This is a genomic window from Novosphingobium silvae (assembly GCF_009856825.1).
Lineage (GTDB): Bacteria > Pseudomonadota > Alphaproteobacteria > Sphingomonadales > Sphingomonadaceae > Novosphingobium > Novosphingobium silvae.
The window spans coordinates 247,922-261,955 of record NZ_WVTD01000004.1 but is presented as its reverse complement, the minus strand read 5'-3'; the positions used below and the strand labels follow the sequence as shown (position 1 = coordinate 261,955).

Annotated in this window: 13 protein-coding genes; 4 read left to right on the top strand and 9 right to left on the bottom strand. The window is 66.9% G+C overall.

Annotated features, from left to right (window positions below):
• Window positions 1-58: 58 nt before the first annotated feature.
• The 5 genes from GR702_RS07800 to ccmA all read right to left on the bottom strand — a co-directional run bounded on the left by GR702_RS07800 (window position 59) and on the right by ccmA (window position 3,617).
• Window positions 59-898, bottom strand: coding sequence for a Gldg family protein (locus GR702_RS07800; protein ID WP_160985400.1), 840 nt, complete (start codon window positions 896-898; stop codon window positions 59-61).
• Window positions 870-1,223 (bottom strand): hypothetical protein, encoded by a 354-nt coding sequence (locus tag GR702_RS07795; RefSeq protein ID WP_160985399.1) that lies wholly within the window; start codon window positions 1,221-1,223, stop codon window positions 870-872. The genes GR702_RS07800 and GR702_RS07795 overlap by 29 nt, the downstream gene beginning before the upstream one ends.
• Before the next feature lie 39 nt (window positions 1,224-1,262).
• Window positions 1,263-2,288 (bottom strand): cysteine synthase A, encoded by a 1,026-nt coding sequence (locus tag GR702_RS07790; RefSeq protein WP_160985398.1) that lies wholly within the window; start codon window positions 2,286-2,288, stop codon window positions 1,263-1,265.
• A gap of 67 nt (window positions 2,289-2,355) precedes the next feature.
• On the bottom strand, window positions 2,356-3,018 hold the full coding sequence (locus GR702_RS07785) for a heme exporter protein CcmB (protein ID WP_160985397.1): 663 nt from the start codon (window positions 3,016-3,018) through the stop codon (window positions 2,356-2,358).
• A complete protein-coding gene (gene ccmA / locus GR702_RS07780) occupies window positions 3,015-3,617 on the bottom strand; it encodes a heme ABC exporter ATP-binding protein CcmA (RefSeq protein ID WP_160985396.1) in 603 nt (200 codons plus the stop codon). The genes GR702_RS07785 and ccmA overlap by 4 nt, the downstream gene beginning before the upstream one ends.
• A 49-nt stretch (window positions 3,618-3,666) precedes the next feature.
• Between ccmA and GR702_RS07775 the strand changes: the two genes are divergently transcribed.
• A complete protein-coding gene (locus tag GR702_RS07775) occupies window positions 3,667-3,957 on the top strand; it encodes a 4a-hydroxytetrahydrobiopterin dehydratase (protein WP_160985395.1) in 291 nt (96 codons plus the stop codon).
• A 34-nt stretch (window positions 3,958-3,991) separates the two neighbouring features.
• On the opposite strand, the gene GR702_RS07770 is transcribed toward GR702_RS07775, so the two are convergent.
• Window positions 3,992-4,609: a DNA-3-methyladenine glycosylase family protein gene (locus GR702_RS07770; protein ID WP_160985394.1), complete on the bottom strand. Its 618-nt coding sequence runs from the start codon at window positions 4,607-4,609 to the stop codon at window positions 3,992-3,994.
• Between the two features lie 106 nt (window positions 4,610-4,715).
• On the opposite strand from GR702_RS07770, the gene GR702_RS07765 reads away from it, so the two are divergent.
• The 3 genes from GR702_RS07765 (at window position 4,716) to GR702_RS07755 (ending at window position 7,077) form a co-directional block, all read left to right on the top strand.
• The gene (locus GR702_RS07765) at window positions 4,716-5,033 is read left to right on the top strand and encodes a 2Fe-2S iron-sulfur cluster-binding protein (RefSeq protein ID WP_160985393.1); all 318 of its coding nucleotides are present in this window, start codon (window positions 4,716-4,718) and stop codon (window positions 5,031-5,033) included.
• Between the two features lie 574 nt (window positions 5,034-5,607).
• Window positions 5,608-6,231: a carboxymuconolactone decarboxylase family protein gene (locus tag GR702_RS07760; RefSeq protein WP_160985392.1), complete on the top strand. Its 624-nt coding sequence runs from the start codon at window positions 5,608-5,610 to the stop codon at window positions 6,229-6,231.
• Window positions 6,232-6,618: 387 nt separating this feature from the next.
• On the top strand, window positions 6,619-7,077 hold the full coding sequence (locus GR702_RS07755) for a hypothetical protein (protein WP_160985391.1): 459 nt from the start codon (window positions 6,619-6,621) through the stop codon (window positions 7,075-7,077).
• A gap of 40 nt (window positions 7,078-7,117) precedes the next feature.
• Here GR702_RS07755 and GR702_RS07750 read toward each other — a convergent pair whose 3' ends face one another.
• Genes GR702_RS07750 through GR702_RS07740 form a run of 3 tightly spaced genes read right to left on the bottom strand, consistent with a single transcriptional unit; the run spans window position 7,118 to window position 13,923 of the window.
• Window positions 7,118-7,999 (bottom strand): transglutaminase family protein, encoded by an 882-nt coding sequence (locus GR702_RS07750; RefSeq protein ID WP_160985481.1) that lies wholly within the window; start codon window positions 7,997-7,999, stop codon window positions 7,118-7,120.
• Window positions 7,999-10,485, bottom strand: coding sequence for a circularly permuted type 2 ATP-grasp protein (locus GR702_RS07745; protein WP_160985480.1), 2,487 nt, complete (start codon window positions 10,483-10,485; stop codon window positions 7,999-8,001). Before GR702_RS07745 ends, GR702_RS07750 begins: the two co-directional genes overlap by 1 nt.
• Before the next feature lie 45 nt (window positions 10,486-10,530).
• On the bottom strand, window positions 10,531-13,923 hold the full coding sequence (locus tag GR702_RS07740) for a transglutaminase family protein (protein ID WP_160985390.1): 3,393 nt from the start codon (window positions 13,921-13,923) through the stop codon (window positions 10,531-10,533).
• Window positions 13,924-14,034 lie beyond the last annotated feature (111 nt).

The following is a 14,034-nucleotide window of genomic DNA, read 5'->3' as shown; positions in this document are numbered from 1 at the left end:
TTCGGGAACGGTTCGCAGCTATCCCGCTCTGTCCCCGAACGGCACCCGGCCATTCCCGTCATTTCTGCGCAGCGGCTGGAGACGAAAGCCGATCGAGCAAGCGCCCCAGCACCAGCTTGCGACGGGAAATACTTCCCGGCTCCTGCGGATTTTCAAGCAGCGCGGCGTCCGCAATCGCGAAGATTCGCCCTTCCGCGGCTGCACAGTCAGCGATCAGCCCATCAGCCTCGAGCCGGCAAGTGGCCACCCCATCCCCACTCATCCCCGAGCCGCCCCCGGATTTCCCCAACACGCGAAAACGGCCGGGAAGGTTGAGCGGGAGTTCTCCTGCGGGAAGCTGGACGACATGCTCACCGGCAGCCTGCTCTTCGTCGAATTCCTGCGCCAATCCCCAGCGCGCAAGGATGGGGGAAAGCAGGGCGATGTCCTGCGGCCGGCGGGGATCGCCGGGGCTGAAACGCGAATGCGCAGTGAGCATGGGATCTGCAAAAAGCAGCACGCGTCCCCCCCGCTGGACCCATGCATCGAGCGCCACGTTCTCCTGCGGCGTCAGCGGACGCGGCTGGGCGAGCACGAGTATGGAGGCGCCGGTAAGCGGAAGTTCGCCCTCGCCGTCTGCCAGCGTGTCGAGCGGAACCACCCTGCCCCGGGCCCGCAACGCCGTCAAAGCCCAGTGTGGTGGCGTTTCGTCGGCGAGCATGCCGCGAATATCCTCGCTCTCGTTCCAGGCGATGGGGAGGCTGGAGTAGAGCCCGATCGTCTCCGCGCCGTTGCCTGCGCGTGAAGACTGGGCCTGCTCCGCCCCGCAGCCGACAAGCACGGGGACGAGAAGGCCTAAGACGAGAAGCGGAAGTCTGAGGCGTTGCCGGTTAAGGCCTTGCCGGCGCGCCCGTGTCACCCGAGGCCTCCGGAGCAGGCGTCGGCGCGGGAGTGGGACTGGGGTCGGCGGCAGGAACGACGCCAATGTCGGCCAGCGGGTCGCTCGCCGTCCGGGTGGGCTTGGCATCGACAGCCACGACCTGCTGGATCGGGTCCGGCGTCTCCGTCACTCGCAACCGGTCGCGGATGATGTTGGCCAGCCCCACGATAAGCAGCATTGCGCAAAGACCGAAAAGGCCGATTTGCAACCGGTACACCGCCTGGGAGCGCAGCTCCCGCGCAGTGGGCGGGATGAAGTGCCGGGGCGCCTGGAGAGGTTCGATGATGTTTTTCGGTTCGACCATAAAAGGCGGAATGTTTCCTGCCATCGGCAAGTTGTTACATCACTTCGCTAGCCAAGGGAAGACCGGCAGCCCTTTGCCGCGCAGCCAGTCGGCATTGTAGAGCGTCGAAAGATAGCGGAAGCCGGTGTCACACAGGATCGTGGCGACACGGACCTGAGTTTTGCCCTCCGCCACGAGCTGCCTGCCGAGCGCGACCGCTCCCGCGACGTTGATGCCCGACGACAGACCAAGACACAGTCCTTCCTCGGAAAGCAGGCGCGTGACCCACTCCAGCCCCTCCTCGTCCGAGATGCGGAACTGGGTGTCTACCGGCGCACCTTCGAGATTGGCCGTGATGCGCCCCTGCCCGATCCCTTCGGCGACCGAATTGCCTTCCGCCTTCAGCTCGCCGTTGGCGTAGTAGTTGTAGAGCGCGGCACCGTAAGGGTCGGTCAGCGCAATGGTGATCCCCTCGTCGAAGGCCTTGAGGCCCATGCCCGTCCCGGCAATGGTTCCGCCGGTTCCGGCCGCGCAGGTGAAGCCGTCGATCCGGCCACCCATCTGCTCCCAGATCTCGGGCGCGGTCGATTCGATATGGGCCTTGCGATTGGCGATGTTATCGAACTGGTTTGCCCAGATCGCTCCTTCCGTCTCCTCGGCGAGGCGGCGCGAGGTATGGACGAAGTGCCCCGGGTTGGAGAAAGGCGCGGCAGGCACCAGCACCAGTTCGGCGCCGAGAGCGCGCAGCGTGTCCATCTTCTCGCGCGACTGGGTTTCGGGCATGACGATGATCGTCTTGTAGCCCAGCGCATTGGCGACAAGCGCGATGCCGATGCCAGTGTTGCCGGCCGTGCCCTCGACGATGGTGCCGCCGGGCTTCAGCAGGCCCTTCTCCTCGGCGTCGCGCACGATCCACAAGGCCGCGCGGTCCTTCACCGAGGCGCCCGGATTGGCGAACTCGCACTTGCCCCAGATCTCACAGCCGGCAGCTTCGCTCGGGCCTTTGAGGAGGACCAGGGGCGTGTTGCCGATAAGATCGAGAGTGGAGGCCCGGGCGGGGGGAGCGAAAGTCTGGGTGGGGGTCATGGCGCGAGAATTAGGAAGCCGCAGCGCCGCGTGCAATTGATTTGATCGCAAAGTTGCGCAAAGCGCCTCACCCTCGGGCGGCGCGGACCGCAGCTCCGCCGGCGAACGGGGCCAGCGCCATGAGCACGAGGCTGGCGGCAGCGGTCAGGGCAAGGCCGCTTTCGCCGCCCGTCCCCAGGCTGCCTGCCCCGAAAATCAGCACCGGCACGGCCATGGGGATCACCAGAAGCCCGCCCAGCGCCGCCCCGCCGCGCAGCCCTGCCGTAAGCGCCGCCACGGTGACGCCCAGCGCCGCGAGGCCCGGGGTTCCCGCAAGGAGTCCGATCTCGACCACTCGGACGGTCTCGCCCTCCAGGCCCAGCAGCGCGGCGGCAGGAAGCGCCGCCGCCATCAACGGCGGCCCGAAACTCAGCCAGTGCGCCGCCACCCGGACAGCGATCACCAGTTCCTCGGAAATCCCGCGAAGGGCCCACTGGTCGAACATGCCGGCTTCGATGTCGGGTTCCACCAGCCGATCGAGGGGGAGGATGGCCGCCAGCAACGCGGCCACCCAGATCACTCCGCCCCCGGTGCGCGCCAGCAGCGGCGCGTCCGGCCCCACGGCGAAGGGATAAAGCATTGCCACCGCAAGGAAGAAAAGAACGGGCAGCAGAGCCCCGCCGCCACGCCCGCCCAGCAGCAGGCGCGCGAGGTCACGGCGCAGGAGGGAGACGGCGATGCGCGCGCTCATGCGGAGAACTCGGCCAACCGAAGCGAGCGCATAGCTTCCAGGCGGAACGGCTGGTGCGAGGCGATGAAGGCAATTCCGCCGGCGGCGCAGTGCTCGCCCGCGAGCGCCTCGACCAGTTCCACGGCATGCCCGTCCAGCCCGTTCAGCGGCTCGTCCAGCAGCCATACGCCGGCGCGCTGGCCCAGCAGCCGCGCCAGCGCCGCGCGCTTCTTCTGGCCGGTGGAGAGATAGCGTACCGGCACGTCTAAGAGACCGGCAAGCCCCAGCCGCTCCAGATGCGAACGCTCCGGCTTTCCCGGCGGCCCGCTGTCGATGCCGCTCCAGAACTCCAGCGCCCGGCCCAGGGCCAGCGCGGGGTCGAGAGCGCACCGCTCGTCGAGCAGGCCGGCCACCCCGATTACTTTTGCCGAGCCGGCGAACGCGGGAGCGAGCCCGGCGACAATGCGCAGCAGGCTCGACTTGCCGATGCCGTTCTCTCCGACGACCTGCACCGCCTCGCCCGCCGCCACGTCGAGCGAGAGCCCTGCGAACAGGACCCGGTCGCCGCGGCGACACGCCAGGTCGGTCACGATGATCCGCACAGGGTCAGCCTCTTGCATGGCGCGAAGCGATAGGAGAAACCCACGCCGCTGCCAAGGAGACGCGAAGATGCCGATCGCCTGCCTTACCGATGCCCGCCGCGACGAAGCGCTGGGAGAACTGGCGGGATGGGCGCTTTGCAGGGAGGGGCACGGCATCGAACGGGAGTTGAGGTTCGCCGACTTCAACGCGGCGTTCGGCTTCATGACCCGCGTCGCCCTGCATGCCGAGAAGCACGACCATCACCCGGAATGGTTCAACGTCTATAACCGGGTCTGCATCGTTCTCACCACGCACGAGGCCGGCGGTCTCAGCGAAAGGGACGTCGAGATGGCAAGGTTCATCGACGCGATTGCCTGAGCCGCCACCCGGTCTTCCCCGCCGAAGCGGATATCTAGAGCGCCGGGTTGTTGTAGCAGTGCCAGGTGAAGATCGCCGCCGCTCCGCGATGGGGACGCCATGCTTCGGCAAGTTCGCGGGTGCGCTTCTCCGAAGGCCGCTCGACGAGGTCGAGGAGCTTGTGCAGCCCGGCCTGGACTGCCAGATCACCCGCGGGCCAGATATCTGGGCGACCCTCCGCGAAAAGGAGGTAGATCTCCGCTGACCAGCGGCCGATCCCCTTGATGCCGACCAACTGGGCGATGGCTTCCTCGTCATCGGCAGGCAGGTTGTCGAAATCGATGCTGCCGGCAACGACGAGTTCGCACAGCGAGCGGACATAGCCCTGCTTCTGGCGCGAAAGGCCGCAGGCACGCAGCGCGTCGAACTCGGCGGCGAGCAGGGCTTCGGGCGGGATCGTTTCGCCCAGAAGCGTTTCAAGCCGGCTCCATACGGAAGCGGCGGCGGCGACGCTCACCTGCTGACCCACTATAGTGCGCAAAAGCGTGGCGTAGCCGGTCGCGCGGATGCGGGGCTCGGGGTATCCGGCGATCTGGAGCGCGCGGGCGATCTTCGGTTCCCGGTCAGCAATCTCGTCGAGGCCAGAACGAAGTTCGTCTGCGGTCAAACCCATGTTTTCGGCTACCTTGCAAAAGGATGTCGCAGCATCTAGCAGCCTGCAGCAGATGCGCATATAGATACAGATATGATACAGGGTGTATCAAAGGGGAACGACAACCATGCCGCAGATCATCGTCGTCAATCAGTCGGGTGAAGAAACGAACGTCGAGGCTCCGGAGGGGCGCACGCTGATGGAGGTCATCCGCGACGAAGGGTTCGACGAACTGCTGGCCCTTTGTGGCGGCTGCTGCTCCTGCGCGACGTGCCACGTTCACATCGATCCTGCGTACATGGACAAGCTCCCGACGATGACCGAGGACGAGAACGACCTGCTCGACAGTTCGGACCACCGGAACGAGTATTCGCGCCTATCGTGTCAGGTGCCGGTCACGGCGGTCCTGGAAGGCTGCAAGGTCACCATCGCGCAGGAAGACTGACTTTCCTGCACGGGCGCGTTCATCGTCCCGGCGTTTGGTGCGTGATGCTGCCCGGCGCATAGTGCCTCCCAAAGCAAGCGCACCGGCCTCGCCGGGCGGAGAGGCGGCCGGGGATGAAAGACAGCAGGAACCTGATGGCGGCCGCCACGCCGCCACGGGCCTCGACAACCTTGGCGACGACGGCTTTCGCGACCGGCCTGAACGGCTCGTCCCCGCGCTCGACGCAAAGGCCCGGCCGAACGCCCCCAAAGAGGATGTGCTGCGCGAGCGCATCCTCCTTTCATCGACATACACTTCCGCGCCATTCAGGCAAACCCGCTCGGCGAGGTTCGCCCCTGTATGGCTGCCTCAACGAGGAAGTGTATCCTCGCTTCGCCAATGCGATGGCCTCCTCGTGCGCTGGCGATTTCCAGACCGCGTGCATGGGCAAGCCCGATCCCGCCGCTTCCAGGCTCGACCCGCCTGCCGTTCCGCCCCGCCTCGCCGATCGTCCCTGCCGCAGCGACTGCTGGGCCGCCCGAGCCGTGGCGGCATGAGCCCTCGTTTTCACGTCCCTTGCGAAGGAATCAAGAGAATGGCCGAACCCACAACCGGCAGGTACGAGTTCGACGCAGAAGCCCGGATGGGCCAGACGGTGGCCGGGGGCCCGCGCTATTCGCCGCTTGCGCTTGGCGAGGTGAGCCCCGAGGGGCAGGAGCAGGTGGACGCAATCCGGGACGCATTCTCCATCCCCGAAAACCGCCCTTTTCCGGATGTCAGCCTCATAACCTTGCGGCATCCCGGCATGTTCAAGGGACAGATGGTGCTCGGGATCGAGCTTGCCGCCAAGGGGACGATACCGCCTCGTGAGCGCGAGCTGGCAATACTGCGGCTTGCACTCCTCGCTCGGGCACCGTTCGAATGGTGCGAGCACGTCGACATCGGAAAGGCATTCGGGGTGACTCCGGAAGAGATCGAGCGCGTGATCGAAGGATCGCAGGCGCCGGGCTGGACCGAACACGAATCGGCCGTGCTGCGGGGGGTGGAGGAACTAATCGCAGACCACTGCGTCAGCGACTCGACCTGGGCTCTGCTTGCCAGGACATACGACGAGAAGCAGATGCTGGAGTTCCCGATGCTCATCGGCGCATACCTGATGACGGCACTACAGCAGAACTCGCTGAAAATTCAGCCGAAAGGCGGATTCGACTACCGCTGAAAGACCAGAAAGCACCGCCGAAAGCCTGTGCATAACACGGGCAAAAAGCTGTTCGTTCGTCGGCAAAACCGCGCCCCTGAGGTCCAGTCAAATTCCATCAGCGCAGGAGCAGGAACGACGCCGCGAGTCGCATCCGGGCGACGGTCGCGAAGCACTGCTCTGCCGATCGAACAAGCTCTTGATTTCAGAGGCTTGAAGCACCGCCTGCGTAAAAAAAGGCCGGGGCGAGCAAGGCAAGGAGCCGCCCCGGCCAAAGGTCACAGGATGGGAAGAACGCCCCATGACAAGCGTTCCTCCGGGCTTGGTGCAGGCTTGACGAGAGGAGCAAGCCGCGTAACAGTAGCTAATGATAATCATTCGCATGTGCAAGCCCTAAGGAGTCATGGCATGTATCAATACGTCGATCGCCCGCTGAGCACGCTCGACGAGGGCTGCCGTTTCCTCGTATGGTCCATGCGCGCCTGGGTCACCGCGATCGGCCAGAAGCGCTGCCCCGCGCAGCTTCTTGCGCCTGCCTTCGCCCGTTGGCGCATGATTGGCGGCCTCCAGCCGTTCCACCGCGCGATGGTTCTCCTCAACCGCGATGCACTCGACACGCTGGCATTCTGCCCCATGGGCTGCAGCCATGTCTCCGAGCACGAGGCCGTGATCCTCGAGCTGATCACCAGCCTGCGCGATCGGGGGCCACAACCGACTCGCGATACGCTCGAACTCGTCGTGGTGGAGGACAGCGTGGGCGACATGCTGGAGACGCTTTCACGCATCGGCGCCGCGCTGGCCATCGCCGGCATCTTTCCGGGCGAACCCGCAATGCGCAGCGACGAGATACAGCGCCGGAGCAACTGAGGTCGGTTTGCCCGCGCCTTGGCTCCTGCCGCTCGGGTCCTCAGTCCAGAGGCGCCACGTCCACGGACGTGAACATCTTCTGCTCGGAGGAGCCGTGGAAGGTGCCGTCGATGGGGGCGACATCGGCATAGTCGCGGCCCATGCCAAGGAAGATGTGGTCCGTGTCGGTCAGGCAATCGTTGGTGGGATCGAAGCCCACCCAGCCCAGTTCCTCTCCGCACCACAGGTTCACCCAGGCATGCATGGCATCGGCGCCGACGAGGCGCTCCTTGCCTGGGGGCGGCAGCGTGCGCAGGTAGCCGCTGACGTAGGCGGCCGGAACGCCGTGCGCCCGGGCGGCGATGATCATCACATGGCTGAAGTCCTGGCAAACGCCGCGCCGGCGGCTGAAGGCTTCGGCAGGGGCGGTGCCGGTATGCGTCGCCTGCGTATCGTAGGCGAACTCCCGGTGGATGGCCGACATCAAGGCGCGTCCCGCTTCCATCACCGGAGTGCCCTCCTCCATCATGGAAGACGCCCACCGTGCGATCCCGGCGTCTGGCTCGGCAATCGACGAAGCGAAGATGTACGATGCAGGCGCCGTGTTCGACAGGTCGCGCTTCTCCATCGCCCGTCGCCGCAGGTCCGCCACCGGTGGGCCGCTGGCGCTGCCGATGAAGAAGGGCAGCGGATCCACTTCCACGGTAAAGCGGCTTTCGATCTGCAACTGCTCCGTGCCCTCGCGCAGGATGAAGCGCGCTTCGTTCACGTGGTAGCCGCCGCTCCCTTCGATCACTTGCGCGGGCTGGGGATCGAGCGCGAGAGTGAAGTCCGCGACGGTTTGCCCCGGCCAGGCGGCAGGCCGCAGCCGCACGTTGAACTGCCCCATCCGCGCGGCCTGCGCATACCGCATGGTGGTGAGATGGCTTACCGAATACCGCATCACAGCAGCCGCGAGCGCCTTTCCGCCTCTTCGGTGTCGAGCTGCAGGAAATAGCGCGCCGAGATCGCGTCGGACAGGCTGAGCAGCCGCACTTCTATTACGGCCAGCCTCTCGGTCGTCATATCCGCAGCGCTCGCCGCGTGCAGTTCGCCCAGCAGCGCGCGAGCCGCCCGAAGCGGTGCCTCCGGAACATTGTCGTCCCGCAAGCTGGGCAGGGCCGCCAAGTGCTGCACGATCTCGGCGACCTGGAAAGCCAGCGCGCGGGGATTGTCGGGATCGAGCAGCACGAGGTCGCGCACGGGTCCGGTGACGGGCCTTGTCAGATAGCGGCTGCGATAGACGATCTGGCTGTCGCAAAGATCGAGCAGCAACCCCAGCGTGACGGCGGGATCGCCGTCCCCGGTTTGCGGATCCAGCTGACGCGCCATGCGGCAGATCGCCTGTGCCCGTTCGATCCGCTGCCCGAGCTGGAGGAAGTGCCAGGCTGCCGAGCGCACCATGTTTTCCGCGACAAGCCCTGCAAGCGCGCTGAAATGCTCGGTCAGCCACCGCGTACTGCCCAGCATCGACTGCGGCTGATCGACCCTGATCGATGGCATGGGGCGGCTGACGATCCGCCAGAAGTCCCGGGCGAAGCGTTCGCGCAGGGCCATGCCCACCTGCTGGCGACGCCGCATGAGCGTGGCCACGCCTCCGGGGAGCCGCGTCTCGGTGAGCGCGCGTGCGCAGATGCCCGCCACCGGAAGCTGCGCCGTCGCGGGGCTGATCGCACCCCAGTCGCGCAGGAGCGCGGTTAGCCGCGGGAGAGTGCTGGCGCCCGGGCTGACGTTGCCGTCGCTGTCCGCCGGGTTGGCGAGGATGGCCCGTACGATCCGCACGAGGGTTTCGGCCCGTTCGTTGTAACGGCCGAACCAGAACAGGTTGTCGGCGGCCTGGCTGGCGAGGATGCCCCCTCCTCGCGAGACTTGCGGCTCGCCCGCGATCCGGCTGCCGGTGTGGGGCGCCGCCGGCTTCTCGTCGACGATCCAAAGGTCGGCGGAAAGGTCGCCCGCACCCATCAGGGACGTTGGAAGCGCGGTGCTGGAGGAAAGGCGGGCGAAACCACCGGGCATGACCGTCCATTCCCCATCCGGCCCACGGGCAACGAAGGCGCGCACGGTGAACGGGCGCGCAGCGATGCGGCCGTCGATGATCGCGGGCGTGGTCGAAAGCCGCACGATCTCCTGCCCGCAATAGTCCATCGGCCTCCGCCGAAGGGCATCGATCAGAGCCGTGCGGCGGGCGGCATCGATTTGGGCGGCGGCTACGGGTTCGCGGCTGTCCAACCCTTCCGCCGCCTGGCCGAATGCCGGAAGCAGCGCGAGATCGTCGAGCCGGGACAGGACGGTGGAGCGTTCCGCCGATTGCCCGCACCACCAGGTAGCGATGTTGGGCAGGAGCGGCGCCTCACCCAGCAGGACGCGGCACAGGCGGGGCAGAAAAGCGGCGAAGGCAGCGGATTCGAGCACTTCGACGCCCGGCCAGTTGACCATGCCGACGCCGCCTTCGGCCCAGGCCTCGAAGAGGTTGGGAACACCCAGGTGCGACCGGGCGTCGAAGGAGAGCGGGTCGAGCGCCGTGGTGTCGATCCACCGCCACACCGCATCCACGCGCTTTGGGCCGGCGATGGTGCCGACATAGAGGCGCCCGTCAAGCACCGTGAGATCGCGCCCCTCCACCAGGGGCAATCCAAGGTAGCGGGCCAGATGCGCCTGCTCGGCGTAAGTCTGGTTGAAGCGGCCGGGCGTCAGCAGGGCGATGCGCGGGTTCTCCCGCCGGCACGAGGCCGCCATTCCTGCCTGCATCTGCGCAAAGAAGTCGGCAAGCCGGCGGCCATGGGCACCGGCCAGCAGGTCGCCCACCGCGCGTGACATGGCGAGGCGGTTCTCCAGCGCATAGCCGACCCCGCCTGCCACCCGTACCCGGTCCTGCAACACCCGCCACTGCCCGCCGGGCCCGCGCGCAAGATCGGCGGCATAGACGTGGAGGAAGCGCCCGCCCGCAGGCGTGCGGCCCACCATCCGGCGCGCGAAGAAGGGGCTTCCTGCCACCACCGCTGCCGGAAGATGACCTTCCTTCACGAGGCTCTGCGGGCCGTAGATGTCTTGCGCAAGCCGCTCGAGCAGTTCGGCGCGTTGAACCAGCCCCTGCTCCACCCGGCGCCATTCCTGCGCGCCGACGATCAGCGGCATGGCGTTGAGCGGCCAGGGCCGTTCATCCTCGTCGCCGGTCAGGCGGAACGCAAGGCCAAGGTCGGCCGCATGGCGGGCGGTCGCCTCCTGAAGGGCGGCGGGCTCCCCGTCCGCCAGCGCGGCAAGCCCCGCCGCCACCTTGTGCCAGCATCCGGCCACCCCTGCCGGAGCATCGCCGAACAGATCGCCGCCGGACGCACGGTAGCCATCGAGCCACTGCGTCGTGCGGCCCGGGGCGGGTCTCGTGCTCACGATCCTACCCGCAGCGACTTCCAGGAAAGGTGTCCGGCGATCATCGACCTACAGTAGCCGGGCGGGACGCCTGAGGTCGAGAGTATAGGGAAATTCGGTGGCAAGTTCCTCCGTCGGGCGGGGCAGCGGCCCGGGCGAATGGCCATGCTCCTGGAAGCGCGCCTTCCTGCGGGCCTCGGCCTCGTAGCCGTTGACGGGCATGGTGTCGTAGTTGCGCCCGCCCGGATGCGCCACGTGGTAGACGCACCCGCCCAGCGAGCGGCCGTTCCACAGGTCGTAGATGTCGAAGGTGAGCGGCGGGTGTGCCGGCACCAGCGGGTGCAGGCACTCGGCCGGGAACCACGCCTTGTAGCGCACGCCGCCCACAGCCTCGGCCGTCGCGACCGCAGTCAGCGGCACCCGGCGCCCGTTGCAGGTGATGACATGGCGCCCCGCGACGAGGCCGCTTGCCCTCACCTCCAACCGCTCGGTAGAGCTGTCGACATAGCGAACCGTGCCGCCGATCGCACCTGTTTCGCCCAGCACGTTCCACGGCTCCAGCGCGTGGCTGATCTCGAGGCTGACCCCGCCGCCCTCCACTTCGCCGTGGACGGGAAAGCGGAACATGCGCTGCGCCTCGAACCAGGCGGGATCGAAATCGTATCCTGCGCCGCGCAGGTCATCAAGAACGCCGAGGAAGTCCGCCCATACGAAATGACCGAGCATGAAGCGGTCATGGAGCTGCGTGCCCCAGCGCACCAGCGGGCCTTCCACCGGCTCGCGCCAGAACCATGCCGTCAGCGCGCGCAGGAGCAGCTGCTGGGCGCAGGACATGCGCGGCTCGGGCGGCATCTCAAAGCCCCGGAACTCGACCAGGCCCAGTCGGCCGGTAGGCCCATCCGGGCTGAACATCTTGTCGATGCAGATTTCGGTGCGATGCGTGTTGCCGGTCACGTCGACCAGGAGGTTGCGAAACAGCCGGTCCACCACCCAGGGTGCGGGCTGCTGCTCGTGCGGGCCGGGAACCTGCGCAAGCGCGATCTCGAGCTCATAAAGCGAATCGTGCCGCGCCTCGTCGATGCGCGGCGCCTGGCTGGTCGGGCCGATGAACAGTCCGGAGAACAGGTAGCTGAGCGAGGGATGCCGCTGCCAGTACGTGACGAAGCTCTTGAGCAGGTCCGGCCGGCGGATGAACGGGCTGTCGAGCAGGCTGGGGCCGCCCAGCACGATGTGGTTCCCCCCGCCCGTTCCGACCGAACGCCCGTCGATCATGAACTTGTCGGCGGTAAGGCCAACCTCGCGCGCGCAGTCGTAAAGCGTCTCGGTGATCTCCACCGTTTCGCGCCATGACGCGGAAGGGTGGATGTTGACTTCGATGACGCCGGGATCCGGCGTGATCTTGAGCACCGTGAGGCGTGGGTCCGGCGGGGGCGGATAGCCCTCGATCCGCACCGGAAGCTTCAATTCCTCGGCCACCGCCTCGATGGCGGCGACGAGTTCCAGGTAGTCCTCCAAAGCCTCTGTCGGTGGAATGAAGACGGCAAGATAGTCGCCGCGCGGCTCGACCGTGAGGGCAGTGCGCACCGCGCCCTGGATGAGGTCCAACTCCACCGCTGGTTCGGCAAAGGACTTGGGTTCGGGCACCGTTCGGAAGCGCTGCGGGTTGCCATCGTTGGTCTGATGCCCGTTCGTCCGGTGCCCGTTCGTCTGCCCCCGTTCGGCCACCTGCAGCCGGTAGTCCGCGAGCGGCTCGCGCGGCTCGGCGGTGTCGCGCGGGTGGATATAGGGGAAATCGGCCGGGACGACGTAGGGGAGCGAGCCCAGGGGCAAGCGATAACCCAGCGCGGAATCGCCCGGGACGGCCGTCAGCACGCCCTTCCGCACGCGCCAGAACTCCGAGCGCCAGCGCGGACTGGACTGATCTCGCGCATTCCAGCGCTGCACGGGCAGGACAAAGCCCACCGGCTTGTCGAGCCCGCGACGGTATGTGCGGCGAAAGCGCCGAGCCAGTTCCTCGTCCTCGATGCCGGGATCCAGCGGAGTGGCGTTCACGGCCAGTTCGTCCTCCCGCAGCATCCAGACGCCGCGATCTTCGTAGACGGGCTGGACATAGTCCGCATCGAGGCCCAGCCCTTGCGCGGCGCCCGCCAGCAGGTTCGCGGCGGTGAGAACATCGATGGTCGGCACCGGATCTGGATCGCCGCCCTTCTCCAGCGGCTTCTCGCCCGCGATCAGGCCTTCGTCCCGCCACAACGGCACGCCGTCCTTGCGCCAGTAGATCGAGTAGCCCCAGCGCGGCAGGGTTTCGCCCGGGTACCACTTGCCCTGACCGTGATGCAGCAGCGATCCGGGAGCGAAGCGGGCGCGAAGCAGCCGGATAAGCCGGTCGGCGTAAGCTGCCTTGGTGGGGCCCACGGCGCCGCTGTTCCACTCGTCCGCCTCGAAATCGGTCGCGGCGATGAAGGTCGGCTCGCCGCCCATCGTCAGGTTCACGCCGCCCGCTTCGAGTTCCTCGTCCACTCTGTCGCCCAGCGCCAGGAGCTTTTCCCAGCGCTCGTCGGTGAAAGGCTTGGTGATGCGCACGGCCTCGGCGATGCGGCTGACGCTCATCTTGAAGTCGAAGTCGACTTCCGCCGGTTCCGCCATGCCCTCGATCGGCGTTGCGGATCGGTAATGCGGGGTGGCGCAAAGCGGAATGTGCCCCTCGCCCGCGAACATGCCCGAAGTCGCATCGAGCGCAATCCAGCCGGCTCCGGGAACATAGGCCTCGGCCCAGGCATGCAGGTCCGTCACGTCGTCGAGCACGCCTACGGGGCCGTCCTTGGGCAGGACGTCGGCGACGAGCTGGATCGAATAACCCGACACGAACCGCGCCGCGAACCCCAGCCGTCGCAGCAGTTGCACCAGCAGCCAGGCGGAATCGCGGCAGGATCCGATGCCCGCCGCCAGCGTCTCCTCGGGCGTCATCACGCCGGGTTCCATGCGGATGACGTAGTCGATCCGCTGCTGCAGCTTGCTGTTGATGTCGACGAGGAAGTCCACCGTGCCGCCCTGGTAGCCCGCGTGCCGGGCGACCAGCGCCTCGAAGAGCGGCCCGGCCTCCTCCACGTCGAAATAGGCGGAAAGGTCCGCCGCCAGGGTGTCGTCGTAGGTGAAGGGGTACTGCTCCGCGTCGGGCTCGACGAAGAAATCGAAGGGATTGATGACGGCAAGTTCCGCCAGCAGGTCCACCTCGATCGAGAAATGATCGACTGGATCGGGGAACACGACCCGGGCAAGCCAGTTTCCGTGAGGGTCCTGCTGCCAGTTCAGGAAGTGCTCTGGCGGGCTTATCTTCAGCGAGTAGTTCGGCACCGCCGTGCGACTGTGCGGGGCGGGACGAAGCCGGATGACCTGCGGGCCGAGTCGGATGCGCCGCGAATAGCGGTAGCGGGTGAGGTGGTGCAGGGCTGCCTTGATCATCAACGCGGAGTGTGCGCGAAACAATGCTGCACCGCAACGTTGTTCACTTGGCTGCACAGCCAATATCGGCAACACTTCGTCGCTGGTCGCGATTGCCGCATATCTGTCATC